Here is a 23,716-nt window from a genome sequence, read left to right as displayed (position 1 = left end):
CCTTACGGCGAAATACCCGCTTACTCCATTTCGTGCTTTTTGTGTTTTTGCGAGTTATTGCCCAAGGGCAATATCCCTGCGAGAACCGTTTCGTGGACCAGCTTGTTTTTAGAATAATTCAACGCGTCAACATATCCCGGCTGGTGTGCAGCGGACGCCAGCCGAGTTCATTGCGAGCGCGGCCGCAGTCCAATGTAAGACTCTGGTGCACACCCTCCATCCAGCCGGGTTCGCCGCCTGCGCCTGTCATTCCCCAGACCAGTTTAAGCACCGCGTCGGCCAATTTTGGCGAAATCGGCACCGCCACGCGGCTGCGTGCGCGAATCGCGTCGCGGAAGCTGAAGCTGTCGTCCGCGGCCAGATTGTAGGCGCCCGCTGCCGGTTGTTTGAGTGCCAGCACAATCGCCGTGGCCACGTCGTCTTCGTGTACGCATTGCAGTTGCGGTTGCGGATCGGGCAGGCGCACATAAAACGGTTGATGCAGCAAGGTTTTCAGCAGGGGCTGGGCATGGGCGCCGAGGATGATGTGCGGGCGCATCCGCACCACATCCGGGTAATGTGACGCGAGCCAGTGTTCCAGTTCGGCTTTGTGCTCGCCATACAGAAAGCCTGGGATGGGCTTGAGTGGCACTGCTTCATTAATCAGCACGCCGCTGCCGTACACCGCTGCGCTGGACAGATGCACCTGGCGTGTCACGCCCGCGGCGCTGGCTGCGGCAAACAAACGCTGCGAGGCATCCAGGTTGATCGCGCGCATCGCATGCGCCGGAGTCTTGCCGCGCAGCACCACAAACGCCAGGTGCACCAAGCCGTCGCAGCCTTGCAGCAGCGGGGCAAGACTGACATCGCGCAGATCCGCCTGGACGTGGCGATATTTCCGGTGTTCAAACCATCCCGGCTGAATATCCAGTCCGAGCACCGATTCGATCGCCGGGTCATCGCACAAGCGCGGCAACAGGGCGCGGGCAAGGTGGCTGGCGCTACCGCTAATGAATACACGCATGGCGTTCAGGTGCGCAAGGCAGGCATGACGTCCTCTGCAATGCAATGCATGGATTCCTGGATGGCTTCGGTCGGAAGTGCACCGGCCCCTACCGCACAGAGCAGGTTGGTCACCCCGGCCTCACGATATTTTTGCAGTTTCTCGATACATTCTGCGGGCGTGCCCACGACGGCCATGCCGAATGTTTCCAGCAGCTTCAGATTGATGCCGAGCTTGATCAGGCTGCGGAAGCGTCCCAGATCGTGAAAGTGTTCATAGCTGGGGTAGAGTTTTTCCAGCACCGGCAGCGTGGTCGCGAAGAGAGCATTGTAAAACCACGTCAGTGCCGGTTTGGCGAGTTCGCGGGCACGCTTGCCGTCGGGCAGACAGAAGATGCCGACGGTCATGCCGGCACGCGGCGCAGGCGCGGCAGCCGCGCTGTCGAGATAGTTGCGGATGTCGTGTTTCACCATCATCCACGGCTTGAACGGGCCGGCCAGCATCCCGAGCTGTTGCTGCGCCGCCCAGGTGAAAGTGTCCGGGCTGACCGCTGCGGTCCACAGCGGTGGATGCGGGGATTGCACCGGGTAGGGCAGGATATCCAGCGCATCCAGGTGATAATGCTCGCCATGAAAGGTGACCGGGCGGCGCAGGAATGACTGGCGCAGGATCGCCAGCGACTCCGCCGTGCGGCTGCGGCTGTCGCTCATGGCGGCGCCGAACACGCCATATTCCTGAGGAGAGAAACCACGTCCGATACCCAGTTCCAGACGTCCTCCGGTGAGGATGTCCAGGGTGGCGACGCGCTCGGCAACGTGCACGGGGTGGTGGTAGGGCAGCGGCACCACGCTCAAGCCCAGGCGGATGCGCCGGGTGCGCTGGCTGGCCGCGGCTAGCACCAGATCAGGCTTGGAAGAATGCGAGTAGCCGCGCATGAAGTGATGCTCGACCAGCCACGCACAACCGAAACCCAGGCGATCGGCCAGCTCGATTTCGGCCAGGGTATCGGCGTATGCCTGCGTCTCGCTGCGCGCCAGATGCGGGGGCTGGGAAATCTCGTAAAACAGGTCGAATTGCATGGCCGGAGCGGGTCACAGGGGGCTGTTATAATGCCAGCATCATGACGGATTCGCCAAACTATACGTGTTATGTCGGTGCGCAGGGCTGGGATCATGAGGGCTGGGCAGGCAGCTTTTACCCGGATGATCTCCCGGCGGATTGGCGGCTGACCTATTACAATAATTTTTTCACTTGCTGCTACCTCAGCTACACGGACTGGGCGCAACAGCCCGAGGCGATGCTGGTACAGTGGCTGGACGATACCTTGCCACGTTTTCGTTTTGTGCTGGAGACGCCAGCCAGCTTGTCAGAAGCCGATCGCAGGCGCCTGGCTGTATTGGCGCCGCGCACCGGACAGGCCGCCACTGCATCCGCATTGCAGGCATCCTGCCTGTGGCTGCCGGATGAGACGGATTGGCGCGCGTTGTCGGCACAAATTCAGCAACGCGCGCAAACGCCCGGAACGCCGTGTTATCTGATCAGTCGAACGCAGGTTGTGGCCGATTTACAACAGGCGATGACTTTGCTGGAAATTCTGGGTTATTAAATTGTTCACGCCTCGCAGCCGATATAAAATGCGTTTGTCCTGAATACAGTGCTTAATCGGTGTCAGTAGAAAATTCAGGTGTATTTTTTCAGTCAGTTTTCACCTTGTTCTCGCCGTATTCAGAAAGGTGCCGCATTAATGGACTTCGCAATCCTGAGCTTGCAAAGTGGGTTCAGTGCCAGCCGTTTGTATGCGTAGTAAATTCTGGTAAAGACATGGTTTGATCGATATGCCACAGCCTGTCCTGTGGCACCATGGCGCCAAGTTTTTTATTTTTCTATTTTTTTTAAGGCATATCCGTGTCGACAGACAATCTGGTCGAGATTAGCAATCTTTCTTTTGCTTATGGCAAGCGCCCGATTTTGCAAGGGATCAATCTTGTTGCGCCACGAGGTAAAGTGATCGCCATCATGGGAGGCAGCGGTTGTGGTAAAACCACGCTGTTGCAACTGATCGGTGGGCAGCTTCGCCCCAGCAAGGGCGAGGTGCGCGTGTCCGGGCAACTGGTGCATGATCTTGACCAGCAGGCGCTGTATCAATTGCGCCGCAAAATGGGCATGTTATTTCAGTTTGGCGCACTGTTTACCGACATGTCCGTGTTCGACAATGTCGCCTTCCAGATGCGTGAACATACGGATCTGTCTGAAACCCTCATCCGTGATCTGGTATTGATGAAACTGCACGCAGTGGGCTTGCGCGGCGCCAGCAAGCTGATGCCGTCCGAGCTGTCCGGCGGCATGGCACGGCGCGTCGCATTGGCTCGGGCGGTGGCTCTCGATCCCATGTTGATCATGTACGATGAACCATTCGCCGGTCTTGATCCGATTTCGCTGGGTGTAGTGGGCAATTTGATTCGCAGATTGACCGATACACTCGGGCTGACCTCGATTCTGGTCACCCACGACGTGCATGAATCCCTCAAAATTGTCGATTATGTTTATTTCGTCTCCGAAGGCGCGATTGAGGCCGAAGGCACACCGGATCAGATTCGTGCATCAGGCCTGCCTTTCGTGCACCAGTTTGTGCATGGTGAAGAAGATGGCCCGGTGCCTTTCCACTATCCTGCATCCAGTTATACGCAGGACCTCGGACTAGGGGCGCGCAAATGATGCGTATCGGCGTGAATTTTTTCTCCGCTATCGGGCGAAGGGTGATAGAAGGCGTTTGGCGTCTAGGCTACGTTACGCGTTTTCTGATGCTTACGCTTCTGCGCTCATGCACCAGCCTGACGCGACCTGGTCTGGTGATCCGCGAAATTTATTCAAGCGGTGTCTTGTCACTGATCATTATTGCGGTGTCGGGATTGTTTGTGGGCATGGTGCTGGGTTTTCAGGGTTATGAAACCTTGAAAACCTATGGTTCGGAACAATCCCTGGGGGTGCTGGTTGCATTGTCGCTGGTGCGCGAACTTGGACCGGTTGTGGCTGCTTTGCTGTTTGCCAGTCGTGCCGGATCCGCGATTACTGCTGAAATCGGTCTGATGAAAACCACGGAGCAATTAAAAGCCCTGGAAATGATGGCGATAGACCCTATCGCAAGGATTGTGGCGCCGCGCTTCTGGGGTGGTGTCATTTCGATGCCGCTATTGGCGGCGATTTTTTCGGTGATGGGTGTATTTGGCGGATATCTTGTGGGTGTGGTGCTGATAGGCGTCGACGACGGTGCATTCTGGTCGCAGATGCAGGCGGCGGTGGATGTGCGCCACGATGTGGTTAATGGCTTCATCAAGAGTTGTGTGTTCGGTTTCGCGGTGACGACCATTGCGTTATTTGAAGGCTACGACGCGCCACCCACAGCGGAGGGTGTGTCGCGTGCGACCACGCGTACGGTGGTGACTTCCTCGCTGACGATACTTGCGCTGGATTTTGTGCTCACCGCATTCATGTTCAAAGGGGTATAAAGAAATGGGAAGAACTACTCTCGATTTATGGGTAGGTGTGTTTGTAGCGGCGGGACTGGCGGCTTTGCTTGTATTGGCGTTTAAGGTGGGGAACATGAGAAGCGTAAATCTGTCCGATGCCTATACAGTAACGGCCGACTTCGACAATATTGGCGGGCTCAAGCCGCGCGCCGCGGTAAAAAGTGCGGGTGTGGTGGTCGGGCGGGTGAGCGAGATTGCGTTTGACGACAAGACTTACGAAGCAAGGGTCACCTTGAGCCTGGATAAACGCTATACCTTCCCCAAGGACACTATCGCGGCCATTCTGACTTCAGGATTGCTGGGTGAACAATATATAGGCCTGGATGCCGGTGGCAGTGACAAAAAGCTCGCGAATGGCGATAAAATCCAGATTACCCAGTCGGCCGTGGTATTGGAGAACCTGATCAGCAATTTTCTCTATAGCAAGGCTGCCGGTGGTTCGGACAAATCGCCCGCACCCGCCGCAGGCGCGCCTGCAACTCAAGGAACCCAGCAATGAATATTAAGATGATGAATGGTTTATCGGGATTCATGCTGGTGCTGGCGGTTGCCTTTCCAGCAGCCAGCTTCGCGCAGACCGTCGATTTGCTGCAGGCGGTGCAAATGAGTCTGAATGCCGATCCTCGGGTCAAGGAGCGCGAACAACTGGTGGAATCGGCGCGTGCGCTGCTCGAAGAGGCGCAAGCCAATGATGGCTGGCGTATCAATGCCAACCTGTTCGTAGGTCTGGCACCCGCAGTGAGCGGTGGCTTTTATCAGGGCGGGGCGACATCCGGCACGACGCCGCGTACCGATGGCCCATTTCCGGGCGGTCTGTCCGACTGGACTTCGTTGCAGGTTGCGTTAATCAAGCCGCTGTTTACGTTTGGAAAAATCAAGCATTACAGCGAGGCCGCAGAGGGCAATATCGATGTCAAGCGCGGTGATGTGCGTATCAGCAAGGCGGACACGGTAATGGATGTCAAGCGTGCTTATTATGGCTATTTGACTGCGCGTGATTCACGCCGTTTCCTGGAAGATGTGCAGAATCGGCTGGATAGCGCGCTGAAGCGAGTCAGCCAAAACCTCAAGGATGATAATGGTGAATCCAAGCAATCCGATTTGTACGCGATGCAAGCGGCGCGAGGCATGTTGGGAAAATATCTGAGCCAGGCCAAAGCCATTGAAAAAATCAGCCTGAATGGTTTGAAGGTACTCACTGGTGTGGGGATGGATGCCGATTTGCAAGTAGCGGATGATAGCCTGACCCCGGTAGCGTTGCCCAAGGATAGCCTGGCAGAATTACAGTCAAAAGCATTGCAGGATCGTCCGGAAATGGCACAGCTGGAAGCGGGGATGCGTGCTCGCCGCGCACTGGTTGCCGCAAAAAAATCGGAGAAGTATCCGAACGTTTATGCGGGTATTGTCAGTACTGCGAATTACGCATCGCGGCGTGACCGGCTGAACAATCCCTACGTATATGATCCATTTAACAATGTCGGCGCAACGCCGGTTGTGGGGGTTAAATGGGACATGGCATTTGACGTAACCGATGCCAAGGTGGCGCAGGAGCAGGCCGAACTGGAAGCACTCAATTATAAAAACCAGTACGCGCAAGCCGGGATTCCATTTCAGGTATCCGAAGCCTACCAGCATGTTCACGCTAACTATCAGGCGCTGCAGGATCTGGCCGAAGGTGCCACAGCGGCGCGGCGCTGGATGATTTCTTCACTGGCAGATTTCAATGCCGGTCTTGAATCGGCAGACAAAGTGGCTGATGCCCTGAAAACCTATGCGCTGACCCAAGCGGAGTATCTGAAAACGGTGAACGATTACAACATGGATGTTGCCCAAATGTACCGTGCCGCCGGCGAACTCAAATAAAATGAACCCGAGTACAAATTTAATCATGAAGGATGAACCCATAGTGAAATCATTTACGCAGGTAGAGAAATGGCTGCTGGGGAGTCTGGCAGCGTTGAGCCTTTTGATTGCCGCCCACGGACCGGCTGCGGCCGCCGATGTGTCGCCCGATGTGCTGGTCAAGACCACCACCCAGGAAGTGGTTGCCATTCTCAAAAAGGACAAGGACATTCAGGCTGGCGACACCCACAAGGTATACGAGTTGGTGGACGCCAAGGTCCTGCCCAATTTCGACTTTAACCATATGACCATGCTTGCTGTGGGAAAATATTGGCCGCGGGCCACGCCGGCTCAGCGCCAGTCGCTGATTCAGGAATTTCGTACCCTGCTGGTGCGCACCTATGCCAGTTCGCTGACCGAATTCAATAATCAGACCATTGAATTCAAACCTTTCAGCATGACTCCCGGCGCGACCGACGTGACAGTGCAGACGCAGGTCAAGCAGCCCGGCGCGCAGCCTATCCCGATTGACTACAGTATGGAAAAAACGTCCTTCGGCTGGAAAGTCTACGATGTGGTTATCGACGGCGTCAGTCTGGTGACCAACTATCGTAGCTCGTTTGGTACGGAAATTCGCCAGTCTGGCATTGATGGGCTGATTCGCACGCTCGCTAGCCGCAATCAGCAGAATACTGGCCATCAGCCCGAAAAACCGGGAGCCGGGATGGATAAAAAATCGCATAGTACGCACAAATGACAGCAGTCGAAAACGCCATCTGCGTTCTCGATGCGGAAGTGACTATTTCCACCATTACCCAGGTGCTCAAGTCCAGCACCGATGCCATCAGGCAGGGCGCAAATATCATCGATTTTCACCAGGTGAACGAGCTCGATTCGGCAGCGCTCGCCCTGATTATTGAATGTCGACGTGAGGCCGAGCACGCTGGAGTTGAACTGCGCTGCATCAATCTGCCTGCCAATCTGAGAGGGCTCGCCACGCTTTACGGCGTATTGGATTTGATCCCGCAATAAATGGGCACTACACCGGCCATTCTGGTTCGCCAGTTACACAAGCATTTCGGCAGTTTGCATGCTTTGCAGGGCATTGACCTGGAAGTGCAGCAAGGCGAATTTTTTGCCCTGCTGGGCCCTAATGGCGCGGGCAAAACCACGCTTATCAGCATCCTTGCCGGGCTCACTCGGGCCAGCAGCGGCAGCGCCGCAGTGATGGGTCACGACGTGGTGAAAGATTACCGCGCCACGCGCACGGCGCTCGGCGTAGTGCCGCAGGAACTGGTGTACGACCCTTTTTTCACCGTGCGCGAGGGACTGCGCATTCAATCCGGATATTTCGGCCTGCGCCACAATGACGACTGGATCGACGAGATCATGGCGCATCTCGATTTGCTCGACAAGGCCGATCGCAACATGCGTACATTATCCGGTGGCATGAAACGACGCGTGCTGGTTGCGCAAGCACTGGTGCACAAGCCGCCAGTGATTATCCTGGATGAACCGACCGCCGGGGTGGACGTGGAACTGCGTCAGTCACTGTGGGCTTTCATCCGCAAGCTCAATGAGGATGGTCACACCATCGTACTCACCACCCATTATCTGGAAGAAGCGCAAGCCTTGTGCAATCGGGTCGCCATGCTCAAGCAGGGTCGTATCGTGGCATTGGACAGCACTGCCAACCTCCTGAAGAGTATCGCCGAGCGCCATCTGTGCTTAAGGATTACACCCGACGCACTACCTGCCGGACTGGCCGCACGTGTTGTCAGTTACACCGAAGGTTTGTATGTACTGGCACTGGATCACTACGCGGATATGGAGGGGGTGCTGGCGCAGTTGCGCGAGTCGGGTATTTGCATTCAGGAAATGGAGCTCACCCAGCCGGATCTGGAAGATGTTTTCGTCCAGGTAATGGGGGCGTCGTGATGGTCGGTTTCTACACTCTGCTGTACAAGGAGATGTTGCGCTTCTGGAAAGTGTCGTTCCAGACGGTGCTGGCGCCGGTGATTACCGCGCTGCTCTACCTGCTGATTTTTTCACACGTGCTGGAAGCGCATGTGCAGGTTTATCCGGGCGTTCGCTACACTGCGTTTCTGGTACCCGGACTGGTGATGATGTCGATGCTGCAGAATGCCTTCGCCAACAGTTCGTCCAGCCTGATTCAATCCAAGATCACCGGCAATATTGTATTCATGCTGCTTCCGCCGCTGTCCTATCTGGAGTTCTTTGCGGCTTACCTGCTCGCCTCGGTGGTACGCGGCGTTGTGGTTGGTTTGGGTGTATTTGTGGTCACGCTGGCGTTTACCCAGCTCACCATTCTGCATCCGCTGTGGCTGATTGTTTTTGCGTTTTTGGGTACGGGTATCCTCGGCGCACTGGGAATTATCGCCGGTATCTGGGCGGAAAAATTCGACCAGCTGGCTGCGTTTCAGAATTTCCTCATCATGCCGCTGACGTTTCTCTCCGGAGTGTTCTACTCGATCCACTCATTGCCCGCATTCTGGCAGGAGGTGTCGCGTTTTAACCCGATTTTTTACATGATAGACGGGTTCCGCTACGGCTTTTTCGGCATTGCCGACGTAACGCCGCAATTGAGCCTGCTGGTCGTAGGGGTGTGCTTTGTGGCATTATCCGCACTCACCCTGATTCTGCTCAAAAGCGGCTACAAACTCCGGCATTAATAGACATGGTTACTCCCGAAAACATCCAGCAATATATCGAACAGGGCATGCCCTGCGAACTCGTGCGCGTGGCCGGCGATGGCCAGCATTTTGAAGCGCTCATCGTCAGCGCTGAATTCCGCGGCAAAAATCGCGTGCAGCAGCACCAGATCGTGTACCGCGCGCTGGGCGATCGCATGAAGGCGGAAATCCACGCGCTTTCCATGAAAACCCTGACCCCGGAAGAATGGGCAGCAGGAAATAACTGATGGATAAATTGGCGATACAGGGCGGCGCACGTCTGTCGGGAGAAGTGCGCATCTCTGGTGCGAAAAATGCAGCGCTACCGATACTCTGTGCCGGCCTGCTCAGCGCGGATAAGCTGCATCTGGAAAACCTGCCCAAACTCAAGGACATCAGCACCAGCCTGACACTGCTCGGCCATCTCGGCATGCAGGTCTCGCTCGACGACCAGGGCGGCGTGGCGTTGCAGGCAGCGCATCTGGACAAGCTTGAGGCGCCCTACGAACTGGTCAAAACCATGCGCGCATCGATTCTGGTGCTTGGCCCCATCCTGGCGCGCTATGGTGAAGCCAGGGTATCGTTGCCGGGCGGCTGCGCCATTGGTTCGCGCCCGGTCGATCTGCATATCAAGGGTTTGCAGGCGATGGGTGCGGAAATCCACATCGAACACGGCTACATCCACGCCAAGGCTAGCCGTCTCAAGGGGGCGCGCATTTTCATGGATACCGTGACCGTGACCGGTACTGAAAACCTGATGATGGCTGCTACCCTGGCCGATGGCACCACCTTTCTGGAGAACGCGGCGCGTGAACCGGAGGTGGTGGATCTGGCCAATTGCCTGATTGCGATGGGCGCCAGAATTGAAGGCGCGGGTAGCGATGTCATCGTTATTGAGGGGGTCGACAAGCTGCACGGCGCCACCCATAAAATCATGCCTGACCGGATTGAAACCGGTACCTACCTGGTGGCTGCCGCGATCACGCAGGGGCAGATCCGAGTGTTGAATACGCGTGCCGACATTATTGAATCGGTGCTGGACAAGTTGCGCGAAGCCGGTGCCCATATCGATGTGGGTAACGACTGGATCAGCCTGGAAATGCGTACCCGCCCCAAGGCGGTGAACCTCAAAACCGCGCCTTACCCGGCATTTCCCACCGATATGCAGGCACAATTCATGGCGCTTAACTGTATCGCCGAGGGCGTGGGGACGGTCACCGAAACCATTTTCGAAAACCGCTTCATGCATGTGCAGGAAATGCAGCGCCTGGGTGCCGACATCTCGGTGGAAGGCAACACCGCTCTGGTGCGTGGCGTAGACAAGCTGGAAGGCGCAGTGGTCATGGCGACCGATCTGCGCGCCTCGGCGTCATTGGTGCTGGCGGCGCTGGTGGCCGAAGGTGAAAGTATCATTGAACGCATTTATCATATCGACCGTGGCTACGAATGCATCGAGGAAAAATTCGCCCAATTGGGTGCGAGTATTCGTCGCGTAAAATGACCAGAGGTACCCATGATTACCATTGCACTGTCCAAAGGCCGCATTTTCCAGGAAACCCTGCCGCTGCTCGAAGCTGCAGGGATCACTCCACGCGAGGATCCGGAAAAATCGCGCAAGCTGATTATCGCCACCAACCGGCCCGATGTGCGCCTGGTGATTATCCGTGCCTCTGACGTGCCTACCTATGTGCAATACGGCGCGGCGGATATCGGCGTGGCGGGTAAGGATGTGTTGATCGAGCACGGCGGCGAGGGTATGTACCAGCCGCTGGATTTGAACATCGCGCGTTGCAAGATGATGGTGGCAGCCCACCCGGCTTTCGACTACGAACAGGCCGTGCATCAGGGCGCGCGCCTGCGCGTGGCCACCAAATACTTGAAAACCGCACGCGAATACTTTGCCGCCAAGGGCGTCCATGTCGATCTCATCAAGCTGTATGGTTCGATGGAGCTGGCGCCATTGGTCAAGCTCGCCGATGTAATCGTCGATCTGGTGAGCAGCGGCAGTACGCTCAAGGCCAATGGTTTGGTGGCTGTGGAAGACATCATGGACATCAGTTCGCGCCTGGTGGTCAACCAGGCCTCGCTCAAATTGAAGCGCGCAGAAATCCAGCCGGTACTGGACAGCATCGCTTCGGCCATCAAGACGGATTGACGCCCGTTGTCGGCAAAGCCCGTCGACCTGCCCGCCGATTCATCCATCCAGCGCATCCTGATCATCAAATGGAGTGCGTTGGGCGATCTGGTGATGGCCAGCGCATTGTTCGAGGATATCCGCCGCGCTTTTCCGCGTGCCGAAATCCATTTAAATACCCAACCCGCCAATCAGGCACTGTTTGCCGCCGATACGCGCTTTGCGAGAATCATCGCGCTGGATACGCGTCCAAAATCAGCTAGGTTCGGCGCCATGCTGCGCTGGCTGCGCAGCATACGCGCAGGGCGCTACGATCTGGTCGTAGATCTGCAGACCAGTGACCGCAGCCGTTTGTTGCTTGGCGCGTTGCAACTCACCGGCAAGGGGATCCGCCATCGCGTCGGCAATCATGGTTTTTGGCCATACACCATCGGTCCGGACGACCTGCCGCTGGACATCAACCCGGTGCTGCGCATGCGCGCTGCGCTCAAGCTGGCAGGTATTCCCACAACCACCAGCCATCCGGTGCTGGCGGTGCCGGAGCACAACCGTGAACGTGTGCAACATCTACTGGCCCAACATGGCATCGCGGATGGAAACTATGCGCTGCTGTTCCCCGGCTGCCATCCGCGCGGTTACCTCAAACGCTGGGGAGAGCAAAACTACGCCGAATTGGGCCGCTTGCTGCTGGCAGAGGGGCTGGTCAGGCACATTGTCATCGCAGGCGGCCCGGATGAGGCCGAACTGGGCAACACCATCGCCGGCAGCATAGGTGCAGCGGCAGTGAATCTGTGCGGCGCCACCGAAATGCTGGACATCATTCCGCTGGCCGGGCATGCCCGCTGCATCATCGGCAACGACACCGGCACCTCGCATCTGGCCGCCTGCAGCGAACGTCCGCAAGTAGTGATTTGCGGGCCTACCGACCCCACCCGCGTCAAACCGCTGGGCGACCGGGTTATCGCCATCCAGGCCGACTTGCCGTGCAGCAATTGCTATCGCAAGCATTGCGCGCATCACTCGTGCATGCGCGAGGTGCACCCGGCGCAGGTTCTGGCATTGCTCACTGCACCGCCAGCGCAAGCCATCGTCCGGGTGCCGGCCAGAATCCTTGAGGCGCTTCCAGATGCCTGACCCGCGCCACATTCTGTTCGTCACCCTGAGCAATATCGGTGACGCGGTCATGACCACCCCGGTGCTGGCCGCATTGCACGCACGCTATCCGCAGGCGCGCTTCGACATCGTCGCCGATGCGCGTTCGGCCGCCTTGTTCGAACACTTCGATGCACTCGACGAGATCATTCTCAAGCACAAAAATGCGCGCTGGCGCGACAAGCTGGCCTTTGTGAGGCAACTGCGGCGCAAGCGCTACGACCTCATCGTGGACCTGCGCACCGATGGCCTAGGCTGGCTGCTGCGGGCCAGACGGCGCTTGCATAAAGTCAAACATCACCCGCCTGAACGCCATAGCGTGGTGCGGCATTTCATGGCAATTGAACCGCTGCTGGGCCACAGCCAGCCACCGCCCGCTGAGTTATGGATAGCACCGGCGATCCATGCGCGTGTGGCAGCCTGGCTGCAAGGGCTGCCCGGCAAACGCTGGCTGGCATTGGGGCCGGGCGCCAACTGGGAAGGCAAGATCTGGCCGGCCACGCACTTTGCTGAACTGGCGCAGCACTGCAGCGGACAATTCGACGCCGTGATTTTTCTGGGGAGCGCTGCCGACAGTGCGCGTGTGGCGGACATCGCCCGCACGCTGTCCTTGCCCTGCCTCGATCTGACGGGTAAAAGCGGTCTGCTGGAGGCCGCTGCCGTGTTGCAACGCGCAACGGTGTTTGTGGGGAATGACTCCGGCCTCGGCCACCTCGCCAGCGCAGTCGGCACCCCTACGCTTACCGTATTCGGTCCGGGCGAGCCGCTGCGTTATCATCCCTGGGGCGCCCGTGCGCGCTGGCTGATTGCGCCGGGCAACGACCTTGCCCGGCTCGATGTGGCAAGGGTAGCCGAACAATTGAACGATCTGCTGAACTCGCCATGAACATCCATTCCTTGCACATTATCGGCAGCAAGCAATCCGGCGGCGCGGAACGGTTCTATGCGCGCCTGGTGAACGCGCTGGCGCAGCGCGGCGAGCGTGTCACCAGCATCACGCCGCCGGGCAGTGCGATCAACGCCGAACTGAGCGCCAACGTGCAGCAGCGCCATCTGCCGTTGCGCAGTGTGTGGGACTTGCCTTCACGCTGGAAAATCGGCATGACCGCCCGCGCCGAGGGTGCCGACATCGTGCAGACCTACATGGGGCGTGCCACGCGCCTCACCCATTTCAAGCTCGGGAAAAAACCGGTGCATGTGGCGCGTCTGGGCGGCTATTACGACCTCAAGGGTTACCGCCACGCCCACGCCTGGGTAGGCAATACGCGCGGCATTTGCGATTACCTCATCCAGCATGGACTGCCTGCGCAGCGCGTGTTCCATATCGGCAATTTCGTCGAGCCGGGCGCGCCGCTCGGTGTTACGGAGCAAGCCATGCACCGCCATGCACTGGGCTTGCCGCACGATGCCTGGGTCGTGTCGGCGGTGGGCCGTTTGCACCCGAACAAAGGCATGGCGGATTTGCTCGACGCTTTTCATCTATTGCCCGCGCAGCTGGCAGGCCGCTCCTTGCATCTGGCGATTGCGGGCGACGGTCCGTTGCGCGCTGCGCTGCACCAGCACGCGGCGCAGCTCGGCATCGGTGACCGAGTACACTGGCTGGGCTGGCAGGCCGACCCCGCGCCGGTATATCGCAGCGCCGATGTGTTCGTCTGCCCGTCGCGGCACGAGCCGCTGGGCAATGTGATCCTGGAAGCCTGGGCACAGGGGGTGGCGGTGGTGTCCACGCGCAGCCAGGGCGCGCAGGAGTTGATCGAGGAAGGCGTGGACGGTGTGCTCACCCCGCTGGAGGATGCCGCTGCCATGGCCGGCGCGATACGCGCGCTGATCGGGGATGAAAGCGCTTGCAGCAAGCTTGCCGCGCAGGCGCGCCATAAGCTTGAGCAGCAGTTTTCGGAAGCCGGAATCGTGGGCGAATACACCGCACTGCATCAACACCTGCTGGCGGCGCTGCGCTGATGTGCGGCATTGCGGGCATTTATTCGGTGTCGGCAGCGGTGCCGCAAGCAGCGCTTACGCAACTGGCGGCTGCGCTGCACCACCGCGGACCGGATGCGACTGGCTATTACCAGACCGCCAGGCTGGGCCTGGTGCACACCCGGCTGTCCATCATCGATCTGGCCGGAGGCAACCAGCCGCTGTATACCCGGGATCGCCAGCTGTGTGTGGTGGCCAACGGCGAAATCTACAACCACATCGAGTTGCGCGCCACGCTGGAAGCGCGCGGCCATGTGTTCAGCACGCATTCCGACTGCGAAACCATCCTCCATGCCTACCGCGAATATGGCGATGATTTTGTCCGGCATCTGTTCGGCATGTTTGCCTTTGCGCTGTACGACGTGGCCCGCGATCGCCTGCTGCTGGCGCGCGACCGGCTCGGCATCAAGCCGCTGTTCATCAAGGCGGATAGCGCGGGCGTCGTGTTCGCTTCCGAAATCAAAGCGCTGTTGCCGGCAGGCGAGCCTGCACGCATCGAGCCCGACGCGCTGCTGCAATATTTCCAGAGCAATTTCATCAGCGGTGCGCGCACCATCGTCGCCGGCATCGAAAAAGTATGGCCCGGCGAGTTGGTGGAAGTGCGCGGCGGTCGCATTACCGCGCGCAGACGCTACTGGCAATTAAGCGATGTCGAGCCGCTGGAAATTTCTTATGCGGAGGCGGCACGCCGCTTCGACGATCTGATGGCGACCGTGGTGCAGCAGCATCTGCGCGCCGACGTGCCGTTCGGCGTGTTTCTCTCGGGCGGTGTGGATTCTTCCACGCTGGTGGCGCTGATCCGCCGTTACAGCGACCAGCCGCTGCATACCTATTCGGTGGGATTTCCCGGCGCGGCGGTGAATAACGAACTCGCCACTGCGCGCCGCATCGCCGAACAGTTTCACACGCAGCATACCGAGCTGGCTCTCAGCGAGCGCGAACTGCTGGCGGTGCTACCCGACACCATCGCCGTCTCCGGCGAGCTGATGGCCGACTACGCCAACCTGCCCACCTGGCTGTTGGCCCGGCGCGCCAGCGTGGACGTCAAAGTGGTGCTGTCCGGCGAAGGCGGCGATGAAGTCTTTGCGGGTTACGGACGCTATCGCGCACCCCGCATCAAACGGTTGTGGCAGGCGCTGCAACACCCTGGCAGCGGCGGCTACCGCACCCGCGGGCTGGCAAAATCAGTGTCTGTTGCGGATTTGTTCAATGGCAGTGACGTGGAAAGCATTGCCCGTGCTCCTTTCATACAGGCCTGGCGCGCAGCCAACCCGCGCTGGAGCAATCTGGCGCGCATGCAATATACCGACATTGCCACTTGGCTTGCCGACGACCTGTTGGTGAAGGCCGACCGCATGATGATGGCGCATGGCGTGGAAGGGCGCGTGCCGTTCCTCGACCATCGCGTGGTGGAATTCGGCCTGGCGCTGCCGGACCGGCTCAAGGTGGAAGGCCGCACCGGCAAAATATTCCTGCGCCGCTGGGCCGAGCAGTTTTTGCCGAAAGATCACCTGTGGAGCAAGAAAAAAGGTTTCACCGTACCGGTCAGAGAATGGCTGCGCGGCGAGCGTATGGCGCAGTTAGGTGCGGCTTGTCGTGGCCATGCGGCGTTCCAGGCGATGCGCACCGAGTCGCTGACGCGGCTGATTGACCGACAATCCCGCAGCGGGGATGAAACCACCTTTGTCTGGGCCTTGTTGCAGTATGGGTTGTGGTATGAGCGTTTTATGGAAGGCCGAACTGGGACGCTGCATGATTGGGTGGGCGCTGCAGCGACCTGACTTTAACCTGAAAAAGGCATTTAGCCACAGAGAACACAGAGGTCACAGAGGTCACAGAGAGTCGCGCAGGCTTTGAGGTGAATCGTTTTTTTGACAAGTGATGCTGGAAAAACACCAAAACATTTTTTCTCAGTGTTCTCTGTGGCTTCGACCGCTTTTCCAGCCTTAATTATCTGCCTGGATCAATGTCGCGCAATACAACGCAACCAGCCACCACACCAGCGCTGACAAAATGCTGCCATAAAATGCGATGCCCGCATTCACCGGCAGGGTTGCCACCAGCACCGACAGCCCCAATGGTACGGCGTAGGTATTGCCGGCGCGCATCGCCTGCCAGGTGCGGCGTAGCATCAGAATCAGGAACGCCACGAAGCCCAGCAGCCCGATTACACCGGTTTCAATCAGAATTTCCAGCGTGATCTGGTGTGGATGGGTGGGGCCGGAGGTTGGGTTGACCTTCATGAAAGGGTCGTCCGGGGCTGCATACTGGGGATAGATGTAGCGGAAGCCGCGTGCGCCGATCCCGTTCAGCCAATGCTCCTTGACCATGTTGATGCCGGTTTTCCAGATCGGCAGACGGATGCTTGTTGCCTCGTCCATTTTTTCATAATTGCCGCTGAACAGACCGGCTGTGACACGCAGCTTGTCCTGCAGAGGCGGGGAGACGGCAATCAGCGCCCCGATCGACGCGGCGCACAGCAAAACTATCAGGATTGCCCGGCCCAAGTGGCGTCTGGGTGCGGTGAAATAGGCATACACGGCAAAGCCCACCATCCCTGCAGCGTACATTCCCCACGCAGCGCGGCTGCCCGATAGCAGAATTGCCGCGGAGTAAGGCAGCAATGCCAGCCAGTACCAGCCACTTGAGCGTGCCGCATAACGGCGGATGACTTCAAAATAGATCGGTGCCAGCACCGCCAAGATGAGTCCCATGGTGAGCTTGGCGAACGGACCGGTGATACGGCCGCCGGCGGGTTGATAGCCGAATACATCATGACCGATGGCGGCTTGCAGCAGTCCATCGGCAATCCACAAACTCAGCAGCACCGTGATGGCTATGAACAGCTTGCTGCGGCTGGCCTCATCGCGCAGCGCATACAGCGCAAATACACCGGCCAGCGGAAAGCGTACATAAGCCAGTGCCGTGCTGGCAGCCGGCTCGAAGGTGATTGCATCCGGCAACGCCGTCACCAGCGGAAGCCAGATGCAGACGAACAGCAACAGCAGCCAGCGCATCGAAGGGTGCCGCCAGATGGCGCGTCCATCCTTGAACATCAGCGCAATACCGCCGAAGGTCATCAGCGCCAGCGGTACCTCAAAGCCTTTGCCCATGGGTGAGGCGAAAACAAATGCGGCGATCAGCCACCAGCCATGCTGGCGCACGGCGTTCGCAAATGATCCGGCGGGGGTAGAGAGAACAACGGGTTCAGAGGAAGTCATGCGGGGGTTTCCTGGTGAGCAATGAGAGATGTGACAAGTTGCCTGCTGGCAGTATTGGCGGCTGGCGACAACCAGTCCGCAAGTATCGAGAGCAGGCGATGGTAATAGGTATGTTCGGCCAAGGCGCGAGTACGCGCCCGTTGCGCGATGCCAGCGGCGGCATCAGGATGCGCCAGCAGATATTTTACCTGGTCTGCCATTTGCCCGGGAGTATGGCTGATCAGCATCTGGGTGTCAGGCTCGAAATATTGTGCGAGTCCATCCCGATAATCGAGGACCTGCGGGATGCCGTAAGCCGCGCATTCGAAACTGCGCATATTGGTGCCGTGCCGCACCACCTGGGCGTGGATGTTGAGCGAGATACGATGGCGTGCATAGACTTCCCCCATTTTTGCGTTGGCGAGTGCTGGGCGAAACAGTTGCGGGTGCTGCCAGAAAAGGCGTGTACGCAGGAAGTAATTGCCATACACCACCGGCCGCATGCCTGATGCAATCAGACCATTCAGCCAGAGGTCGCGCTGGTTATCCTTGTTGCCAATAAAACAGCAGCCTGTCGGATTGCGCGCTGCCGGGGCAGGGCGATGCACCTTGGGGTGGCAGGCAAATGCCAGTTCCCCCCGGTAATGCGCCGGATTGATGACCTTGAACAAGTCTTCCGCATAACCCGCATCCGAGAGATAAATACGCTTAAAAGGGGTGCAATCACCCACTGACAACCTCGGCGCATCAGTGAGCCAGAGGATGTGCTTGCGGTCAGTGTGCAAATCTCTGAAAGCGGGAATGTGGTTGATGAACAGCGCGCAGTCATAGTCGCTGGCGTTGATCCGTGCGACCCGGTCGCGCTGCCATTTGCGCTTATCAATACGGTAGGCCAGATAGTCGGCAAGGCTGTCAGGGTAGGTAGTCATCCACTGCGCCTGTCCGGGGAACAAGTCCTGCAGGGCATCGAACAGGTATTGCGCAAGCCCGCCTTTCCAGGGTTTGGCGACCAGCAGGATGCGCACTTCAGTTCGCCTGAGGCGAGATGCCGGCCAAAGACAGATAAAACACGGCTTGATCGCCTCTTTGCTGTTGATTCAGTTGCTCGGCCTGGCGCTTGAATTCCTTGATTTTTGCCCGCGAGAAGATGCGTTTTTCCTTTTCGCTGACATTCAACGGGATATCCCGACAGTAGAGTTCGCTATGGGTAAATTGCTGGATGGTGGAGTCGTATTCGGTGCGCCATATCTGCAGCCCGGCCTGCTCGGCCAGAATCTGCATACTCTTCCGGGTCAACAAATACAGATGCCGGGGCGCGTCGAGAGGCATCCAGTTGACGCCATAATGTTCCCAGGCATAGCAGTCTGCGACCGGAATTCTGACCATGATGGTGCCCCTGCTGGACAGGAGACGCGCAGCGCTTTTCAACATTTCGCCGGGGTTCTCCATATGTTCCAGGGAGTGGTGGAACATGATCAGATCGTATTTTTTGGAAGCGGTTCGGGCAAATTCTGTGAGACTGGTTTTGTGGATGGTCACGCCATTGTCATAGCGAACCGTCTCTGTCAGGAAAGGGTCGACCCCGGTGCAATCCTGCACGCCACCCAGGCGCATTCTCAGTAGCAGCTTTCCGCGCCCGCAGCCCACATCCAGTATGCTGGCACGCGTATCCAGCCTGGTTTTATTGAGCCATTCAACATAATTGAGTGGTTTGGCAAATAGGCCCGCGAAACGCCCTATCCAGTCTGGCTGTCCCAGACCTTGCATGACCCGATGCCGGTCGAAAAAGCCACGTAATGGATTTTGCGTGGAGCGGCTGAATTTTTTGAAGGAGAAATAGTCGTTCGGATAATGGCGCGCGAGGTCGGTTGGGATGTCCGCTATTTGCAGACAGCCGCATTGTTTGCATTGGAAATAATCAAATACTTCGCGTGTGCCGAACATCATTTCTCGAACGCGATAAGGGATGTTGCCTTCCACGTTGCCGCAAATCCTGCACACCAAAGTCATAGTACCAATCCAGATAAATGTGCGCGCTTATGCTCGCGCTGAGTGCAGATAAACCGCCAGTGTATCGTCCAACATCGCTGCCAAAGGGTAAACGCCAGAATCGGCAACCCCACCGGCTGTTCCAGTAATTCGGTAACGCGTTCAACCAGCATATCCATATCCCCCCAGTTCAAACAGCCCGGCAGGATAGGCCGCCGCCAGTATCTCGCCGACGCCGCCGTGATTATACCCGACCACCGGCGTGCCCAGCCGCAGCGCCTCCAGCACCGTGCGGCCAAATGACTCCGGTTTGCTGGACAGTGAAAGCACGATGTCGGACACCGCAAACACTTCGCGCATGTCGCTGCGATAGCCGACTGGGTGATCCGGCTGACCACGCACCAGCGCAACTGGGGCTTCGGCCTGTGCTTCCTGTACCTGCGCAACGTGAAGCAGTTCGGCTGGAACCACAAACGCGTCTACCGCATCTACCGGGAGTTGGAACTGAACCTGCGCATCAAGCCAAGACAGCGCCTGGTGCGTGAGAAACCGCTGGCACTGGCGGTGCCGGCGCAGATCAATGAAGTAGGGTCGATGGACTTCATGCACGATCAGTTGGCCGATGGCCGCAGCATCCGGCTCTTCAACGTGATCGACGATTTCAACCGGGAAGGGCTGTGCATTGACGTCGATTTCTCGCTGCCGTCAGAGCGTGTCGTCCGCTCGCTGGACCAGGTCATCGAGTGGCGCGGCGCACCGAAGGCGATCCGCTGCGACAACGGCCCGGAATACATCAGCGCCGTCACGCTGGTCTACCGGGATGCCTCTGTGTTGTAGCTCTCGCCACATTCTGGGGCTGCCGTATTCCTGCCGCACCTGGGCATGGATGGCGCAGATGTGGGTCAGCAAGGCGGCAGCACTGATGCGCTTGAGCTCAGGCGTGCCAGGCTGTGTTGACCGGCTACGGTGGGCAAAGTAGCCGCTGACGCTGACACTCAACACCTCACACGTCAGGCGGATGGGCCAACGGCTTGTATGCCGGTTAATCCAGGCGTACTTCACAGTAGCTCCCGTGCAAAGTACGCCGTGGCTTTTTTTAGGATGTCGCGTTCCATCTTGAGGCGGGTATTCTTAGCACGCAGGCGTGTGAGTTCCATTTGCTCAGCGCTGACCGGTTTGCGGTCTGCTCCGACAAGCCGTCCCTGTCGATGGGCTTTGACCCAGTTGAACAGGGTCTGGTCTACGATGCCCAGGGTACGTGCTACTGCTGCCATGCTTTTGCCTGCCAGTACCAGCCGAACCGCTTCTTGCTTGAATTCCAGTGAGTACTGCGCGCGGCGTTTTACTTCACTCATTGCGTTCTCCTTTTGCTGATTGTAACAATCAGCTAAGAGATACGTTTTCATGGGTAAGGTCATCTTTAATATGGCCGTCATGTTGGACACCTAGGATGGTCCGTGCGTGGTGTTATCCGCGCATCGCCTTTGCGCAGCAAAGGGAGCCTATTTCCCCATGCGTGGGCGCACTCAGGCTCGACAACCATGAAATTCAACCATTGAACAGCCATAGGGGTTCCTGATGAAAATGAATAACAGTCCGAAATTATCGGTATTGGCGCTTAGCCTTGCCATGATCTGGCAATTCAACGCTGCCCATGCCATGAATGAAAGTGATGAAAATGGACATTCCCATGAACGCTTGAAGACCGCAACGCCGATCGAGCACGTAATCGTGATCATCGGCGAAAACCATACCTTTGATAACCTGTATGGCGGCTACAAGCCGCGTCGCGGGCAAACCGTGGAGAACTTGCTGTCCAAAGGCATCATCAACGCGGACGGTTCGCCCGGCCCCAACTTCTCGCTGGCAGCGCAGCAGCAGGCTTCCAATCCGAACAGCTACAGCATTGACCCTTCGCTGACCGGACCGTATGCGCATTTGCTGCAACCCGCCACCACCTATGCAACAGGCCTGCCGCCGGGTGTTCCCGATGCGCGCTTCCCGGCAAATCTGCCCAATGGGCCATTCCAGATTACCAAGTATGTATCTTATGACGCACACACCGGCGACCCGATGCACCGCTTTTTCCAGATGTGGCAGCAATCCAACAAGGGAAAAAATGATCTGTTTGTCTGGGCTAACCAGACGGTCGGCATCGGTCCGCAAAACAGTGCGCCAGCCCCCACGCCCGGCAACACCTTTCAGGGCGGCGAAGCGATGGGTTTTTATAACATGAGCACCGGCGATGCGCCTCTCTTCAAGGCCATGGCGGATCATTATGCAATCAGCGACAACTACCACCAGTCCATCATGGGCGGAACCGGCGCGAACTTCATTGCCATTGCCACGGGCGACGTTGCGTTTCACAATCTGGATGGTGTGCCGGATATGCCGCCTGCCAACCAGATCGAGAATCCCGATCCGCAACCCGGCACCAATAATTTTTACAAGCAGGACGGTTATCGCGGTGGTTCCTACGTGGACTGTTCGGATATCAAGCAGCCTGGTGTCGCGCCCATCATGGATTACCTCAACTCGTTGCCGGGCAACGCCTTTAACAACGGCAACTGCGCACCCAATACCTATTATCTGCTGAACAACTACGGGCTGGGATATACCGCCACAGGCGCGGTGAAACCACTGGGTGCGAACCTGTTCACGTTGCCGCCGCAGACCATTCCCACCATCGCCGAAGCCCTGTCGGCCAAAGGCGTTTCCTGGAAATGGTACAGCGGCGGGCGCAATGACGGCGTCACGCCGACCAACGAGTATTGCACCATCTGCGATCCGTTCACCGGTTTCAAGGGCGTGATGACCACCCCGTTGAAGAACAACCTGCAGGATGTCACGCAGTTTTACCAGGATGTCACCAACGACGCGACCTTGCCCGCCGTATCCTTCATCCGGCCGTTCGAGAGCAAGGCCGGCCATCCGGCGAATGCCACCATGCCCGATTTCGAGAACTTCGTTGCGGACGTGATCAAGCGCGTCAAGAGCGACAAGAAGGCATGGGCGAAAACGGCGATTATCATCACCACCGACGAGGGCGGCGGCTACTATGACTCAGGCTATATCCAGCCGGTGGATTTCTTCGGCGATGGCACCCGGATACCGCTGATCGTGGTTTCCCCACTCGCCAAAAAAGGGTATGTCGACCATGTATACAACGATCATGCCTCCATCCTCAAGTTCATCGAGAAGAACTGGGGGCTCAACCCGCTTTCCAAGCGTAGCCGCGACAATCTACCCAACCCGATTGCCACCAAAAACAACCCCTACGTGCCGCTCAACCGCCCGGCGATTGGCGACCTGATGAGCATGTTTGATTTCGACCATGCGCATTTCGAACAGCGCGATGGGGATGCGCAGGATCACCATGCAGGTCAGGATGACTGATGTTAATCCCCGGCTAGCCGGGCAGAACATTTAGCGTATCCAGTAAGCGTGGTTTGGAATGGCCAAGGGCGACCTTGGCCATTTTTTTCGACTTTGGCATACCGGCAGTTTAGCGGGCGGACTTGATGCAGGTGACACATTTGCGACACGAGTCGCTCGCGACTATCCGCTATGGATAACCCAGGAATCGTAAAAACAATAAATTGTAGAGTTCTGGAATTCACAATTCTGACAAATCTGTCAGGTATCTTGGGTCACTGTTTAATCAGTTGAAGTTGGCTGCGTCTGTTTGCCCAGTCTGCAACGGCACCGCAAAACTGGTTTGAACATGTTGAGTCATTGGCAAGTGCAGATTCTGATTTAAAACCAACATTTCTCCGGGAGCCTGAAAATGAAAATGAAATTTGGATTGAAACCCATCGTAGCCGCCACGGCTTTTGCATTATGTGCACACAGCATGCTGGCTGCTGCCGAAGTCGAGGAAGATAGCGCCGCCGGCGTCGAAAGCGCTGCCACCTGGTACAAGGCCGGCCAGAAAGCGCTCAGGGAAGCCAAGCAGCTTCACCCCAACGCGCGCCGTGCCAAGAATGTGATCCTGTTCATAGGCGACGGCATGGGCATTTCCACGGTGACGGCCTCGCGCATTCTGGAAGGCCAATTGCAGGGCAAGGATGGCGAGAAAAACTCGCTGGCCTTTGAAAAGCTGCCTTACCTGGCGCTGTCCAAGACCTATTCCGCCAACCAGCAAACGCCGGATTCCGCACCCACCATGACCGCCATGGTCACCGGCGTAAAAACCAGCGACGGGGTGTTGAGCATCGACC

General features: G+C 57.8%; 24 protein-coding genes and 2 pseudogenes. 19 read left to right on the top strand and 7 right to left on the bottom strand.

Translation table 11 applies throughout. The annotated features are described in order from the left end of the window. Positions 1-118: 118 nt before the first annotated feature. Positions 119-1,003, bottom strand: coding sequence for an NAD-dependent epimerase/dehydratase family protein (locus EI185_RS12880; RefSeq protein ID WP_124705559.1), 885 nt, complete (start codon positions 1,001-1,003; stop codon positions 119-121). Positions 1,004-1,008: 5 nt separating this feature from the next. Beyond that, positions 1,009-2,061 carry an LLM class flavin-dependent oxidoreductase gene (locus EI185_RS12875; protein ID WP_124705558.1) on the bottom strand — a complete coding sequence of 351 codons (1,053 nt, stop codon included), beginning with the start codon at positions 2,059-2,061 and terminating at the stop codon, positions 1,009-1,011. A gap of 41 nt (positions 2,062-2,102) precedes the next feature. On the opposite strand from EI185_RS12875, the gene EI185_RS12870 reads away from it, so the two are divergent. The 16 genes from EI185_RS12870 to asnB all read left to right on the top strand — a co-directional run bounded on the left by EI185_RS12870 (position 2,103) and on the right by asnB (position 16,088). Then, positions 2,103-2,588 carry a DUF72 domain-containing protein gene (locus EI185_RS12870; RefSeq protein ID WP_124705557.1) on the top strand — a complete coding sequence of 162 codons (486 nt, stop codon included), beginning with the start codon at positions 2,103-2,105 and terminating at the stop codon, positions 2,586-2,588. Positions 2,589-2,887: 299 nt separating this feature from the next. Continuing rightward, positions 2,888-3,697, top strand: coding sequence for an ABC transporter ATP-binding protein (locus EI185_RS12865; RefSeq protein ID WP_124705556.1), 810 nt, complete (start codon positions 2,888-2,890; stop codon positions 3,695-3,697). Beyond that, the gene (gene mlaE / locus EI185_RS12860; protein ID WP_124705555.1) at positions 3,694-4,488 is read left to right on the top strand and encodes a lipid asymmetry maintenance ABC transporter permease subunit MlaE; all 795 of its coding nucleotides are present in this window, start codon (positions 3,694-3,696) and stop codon (positions 4,486-4,488) included. Before EI185_RS12865 ends, mlaE begins: the two co-directional genes overlap by 4 nt. A 4-nt stretch (positions 4,489-4,492) precedes the next feature. Continuing rightward, positions 4,493-5,008, top strand: a complete 516-nt coding sequence (gene mlaD / locus EI185_RS12855) for an outer membrane lipid asymmetry maintenance protein MlaD (protein WP_124705554.1) — start codon at positions 4,493-4,495, stop codon at positions 5,006-5,008. After that, positions 5,005-6,372 (top strand): TolC family protein, encoded by a 1,368-nt coding sequence (locus EI185_RS12850; protein ID WP_223247824.1) that lies wholly within the window; start codon positions 5,005-5,007, stop codon positions 6,370-6,372. Before mlaD ends, EI185_RS12850 begins: the two co-directional genes overlap by 4 nt. 43 nt (positions 6,373-6,415) lie before the next feature. Next, positions 6,416-7,108 carry an MlaC/ttg2D family ABC transporter substrate-binding protein gene (locus tag EI185_RS12845; protein ID WP_223247823.1) on the top strand — a complete coding sequence of 231 codons (693 nt, stop codon included), beginning with the start codon at positions 6,416-6,418 and terminating at the stop codon, positions 7,106-7,108. Continuing rightward, a complete protein-coding gene (locus tag EI185_RS12840; protein ID WP_124705552.1) occupies positions 7,105-7,383 on the top strand; it encodes an STAS domain-containing protein in 279 nt (92 codons plus the stop codon). The genes EI185_RS12845 and EI185_RS12840 overlap by 4 nt, the downstream gene beginning before the upstream one ends. Beyond that, positions 7,384-8,289 carry an ABC transporter ATP-binding protein gene (locus tag EI185_RS12835; protein ID WP_124705551.1) on the top strand — a complete coding sequence of 302 codons (906 nt, stop codon included), beginning with the start codon at positions 7,384-7,386 and terminating at the stop codon, positions 8,287-8,289. Then, complete coding sequence (locus EI185_RS12830) at positions 8,289-9,044, top strand: ABC transporter permease (protein WP_124705550.1); 756 nt, start codon at positions 8,289-8,291, stop codon at positions 9,042-9,044. The genes EI185_RS12835 and EI185_RS12830 overlap by 1 nt, the downstream gene beginning before the upstream one ends. 5 nt (positions 9,045-9,049) lie before the next feature. Continuing rightward, positions 9,050-9,292, top strand: a complete 243-nt coding sequence (locus EI185_RS12825) for a BolA family protein (protein ID WP_124705549.1) — start codon at positions 9,050-9,052, stop codon at positions 9,290-9,292. Beyond that, positions 9,292-10,545 (top strand): UDP-N-acetylglucosamine 1-carboxyvinyltransferase, encoded by a 1,254-nt coding sequence (murA, locus tag EI185_RS12820; RefSeq protein ID WP_124705548.1) that lies wholly within the window; start codon positions 9,292-9,294, stop codon positions 10,543-10,545. Before EI185_RS12825 ends, murA begins: the two co-directional genes overlap by 1 nt. 12 nt (positions 10,546-10,557) lie before the next feature. Next, on the top strand, positions 10,558-11,199 hold the full coding sequence (gene hisG / locus EI185_RS12815) for an ATP phosphoribosyltransferase (RefSeq protein ID WP_124705547.1): 642 nt from the start codon (positions 10,558-10,560) through the stop codon (positions 11,197-11,199). A gap of 6 nt (positions 11,200-11,205) precedes the next feature. After that, positions 11,206-12,312 (top strand): glycosyltransferase family 9 protein, encoded by a 1,107-nt coding sequence (locus EI185_RS12810; RefSeq protein WP_124705546.1) that lies wholly within the window; start codon positions 11,206-11,208, stop codon positions 12,310-12,312. Beyond that, the gene (locus EI185_RS12805; RefSeq protein WP_124705545.1) at positions 12,305-13,216 is read left to right on the top strand and encodes a glycosyltransferase family 9 protein; all 912 of its coding nucleotides are present in this window, start codon (positions 12,305-12,307) and stop codon (positions 13,214-13,216) included. The genes EI185_RS12810 and EI185_RS12805 overlap by 8 nt, the downstream gene beginning before the upstream one ends. Beyond that, positions 13,213-14,289, top strand: a complete 1,077-nt coding sequence (locus EI185_RS12800; RefSeq protein ID WP_124705544.1) for a glycosyltransferase — start codon at positions 13,213-13,215, stop codon at positions 14,287-14,289. The genes EI185_RS12805 and EI185_RS12800 overlap by 4 nt, the downstream gene beginning before the upstream one ends. Beyond that, positions 14,289-16,088 (top strand): asparagine synthase (glutamine-hydrolyzing), encoded by a 1,800-nt coding sequence (asnB, locus tag EI185_RS12795; RefSeq protein ID WP_124705543.1) that lies wholly within the window; start codon positions 14,289-14,291, stop codon positions 16,086-16,088. Before EI185_RS12800 ends, asnB begins: the two co-directional genes overlap by 1 nt. Positions 16,089-16,253: 165 nt before the next feature. Here the strand turns inward: asnB and EI185_RS12790 are convergent, their stop codons facing one another. The 4 genes from EI185_RS12790 to EI185_RS12775 form a co-directional block, all read right to left on the bottom strand. Continuing rightward, positions 16,254-17,528 (bottom strand): O-antigen ligase family protein, encoded by a 1,275-nt coding sequence (locus tag EI185_RS12790; RefSeq protein WP_124705542.1) that lies wholly within the window; start codon positions 17,526-17,528, stop codon positions 16,254-16,256. Next, positions 17,525-18,532, bottom strand: a complete 1,008-nt coding sequence (locus EI185_RS12785) for a glycosyltransferase family protein (protein WP_124705541.1) — start codon at positions 18,530-18,532, stop codon at positions 17,525-17,527. The genes EI185_RS12790 and EI185_RS12785 overlap by 4 nt, the downstream gene beginning before the upstream one ends. A gap of 1 nt (position 18,533) precedes the next feature. After that, positions 18,534-19,517, bottom strand: coding sequence for a class I SAM-dependent methyltransferase (locus EI185_RS12780; protein ID WP_124705540.1), 984 nt, complete (start codon positions 19,515-19,517; stop codon positions 18,534-18,536). Positions 19,518-19,658: 141 nt separating this feature from the next. Continuing rightward, entirely contained in the window at positions 19,659-19,856 is a 198-nt protein-coding gene (locus EI185_RS12775) for a glycosyltransferase (RefSeq protein ID WP_124705539.1), read from the bottom strand. Between the two features lie 9 nt (positions 19,857-19,865). Between EI185_RS12775 and EI185_RS12770 the strand changes: the two are divergent. Then, positions 19,866-20,297, top strand: a pseudogene (locus tag EI185_RS12770) (DDE-type integrase/transposase/recombinase); the annotation flags it as partial. Positions 20,298-20,309: 12 nt separating this feature from the next. On the opposite strand, the pseudogene EI185_RS18210 reads toward EI185_RS12770, so the two are convergent. Further along, positions 20,310-20,851: pseudogene (locus EI185_RS18210) on the bottom strand (transposase); the annotation flags it as partial. Positions 20,852-21,074: 223 nt separating this feature from the next. Here EI185_RS18210 and EI185_RS12760 point away from each other — a divergent pair. Together EI185_RS12760 and EI185_RS12755 are read left to right on the top strand one after the other, a co-directional pair. Further along, positions 21,075-22,892, top strand: coding sequence for an alkaline phosphatase family protein (locus EI185_RS12760; RefSeq protein WP_223247821.1), 1,818 nt, complete (start codon positions 21,075-21,077; stop codon positions 22,890-22,892). Between the two features lie 391 nt (positions 22,893-23,283). Continuing rightward, a partial coding sequence (locus tag EI185_RS12755; protein WP_223247667.1) for an alkaline phosphatase occupies positions 23,284-23,716 on the top strand: 433 nt, incomplete at its 3' end.

The sequence above is a fragment of the Sulfuriferula multivorans genome, assembly GCF_003851125.1.
Classification (GTDB): Bacteria; Pseudomonadota; Gammaproteobacteria; order Burkholderiales; family Sulfuriferulaceae; genus Sulfuriferula; species Sulfuriferula multivorans.
The sequence above is the reverse complement of the archived record's forward strand: the minus strand, read 5'-3'. Positions and strand labels throughout refer to the sequence as shown.

Excerpts from the sequence above, each read along its gene's own strand:
- EI185_RS12800 (WP_124705544.1), top strand. The coding sequence starts at position 13,213 with ATGAACATCCATTCCTTGCACATTATCGGCAGCAAGCAATCCGGCGGC.
- EI185_RS12880 (WP_124705559.1), bottom strand. The coding sequence starts at position 1,003 with ATGCGTGTATTCATTAGCGGTAGCGCCAGCCACCTTGCCCGCGCCCTG.
- EI185_RS12790 (WP_124705542.1), bottom strand. The coding sequence starts at position 17,528 with ATGACTTCCTCTGAACCCGTTGTTCTCTCTACCCCCGCCGGATCATTT.
- EI185_RS12850 (WP_223247824.1), top strand. The coding sequence starts at position 5,005 with ATGAATATTAAGATGATGAATGGTTTATCGGGATTCATGCTGGTGCTG.
- EI185_RS12875 (WP_124705558.1), bottom strand. The coding sequence starts at position 2,061 with ATGCAATTCGACCTGTTTTACGAGATTTCCCAGCCCCCGCATCTGGCG.
- EI185_RS12840 (WP_124705552.1), top strand. The coding sequence starts at position 7,105 with ATGACAGCAGTCGAAAACGCCATCTGCGTTCTCGATGCGGAAGTGACT.
- asnB (WP_124705543.1), top strand. The coding sequence starts at position 14,289 with ATGTGCGGCATTGCGGGCATTTATTCGGTGTCGGCAGCGGTGCCGCAA.
- mlaD (WP_124705554.1), top strand. The coding sequence starts at position 4,493 with ATGGGAAGAACTACTCTCGATTTATGGGTAGGTGTGTTTGTAGCGGCG.
- hisG (WP_124705547.1), top strand. The coding sequence starts at position 10,558 with ATGATTACCATTGCACTGTCCAAAGGCCGCATTTTCCAGGAAACCCTG.
- murA (WP_124705548.1), top strand. The coding sequence starts at position 9,292 with ATGGATAAATTGGCGATACAGGGCGGCGCACGTCTGTCGGGAGAAGTG.
- EI185_RS12870 (WP_124705557.1), top strand. The coding sequence starts at position 2,103 with ATGACGGATTCGCCAAACTATACGTGTTATGTCGGTGCGCAGGGCTGG.
- EI185_RS12805 (WP_124705545.1), top strand. The coding sequence starts at position 12,305 with ATGCCTGACCCGCGCCACATTCTGTTCGTCACCCTGAGCAATATCGGT.
- EI185_RS12835 (WP_124705551.1), top strand. The coding sequence starts at position 7,384 with ATGGGCACTACACCGGCCATTCTGGTTCGCCAGTTACACAAGCATTTC.
- EI185_RS12760 (WP_223247821.1), top strand. The coding sequence starts at position 21,075 with ATGAAAATGAATAACAGTCCGAAATTATCGGTATTGGCGCTTAGCCTT.
- EI185_RS12830 (WP_124705550.1), top strand. The coding sequence starts at position 8,289 with ATGGTCGGTTTCTACACTCTGCTGTACAAGGAGATGTTGCGCTTCTGG.
- mlaE (WP_124705555.1), top strand. The coding sequence starts at position 3,694 with ATGATGCGTATCGGCGTGAATTTTTTCTCCGCTATCGGGCGAAGGGTG.
- EI185_RS12825 (WP_124705549.1), top strand. The coding sequence starts at position 9,050 with ATGGTTACTCCCGAAAACATCCAGCAATATATCGAACAGGGCATGCCC.
- EI185_RS12775 (WP_124705539.1), bottom strand. The coding sequence starts at position 19,856 with ATGCGCGAAGTGTTTGCGGTGTCCGACATCGTGCTTTCACTGTCCAGC.
- EI185_RS12780 (WP_124705540.1), bottom strand. The coding sequence starts at position 19,517 with ATGACTTTGGTGTGCAGGATTTGCGGCAACGTGGAAGGCAACATCCCT.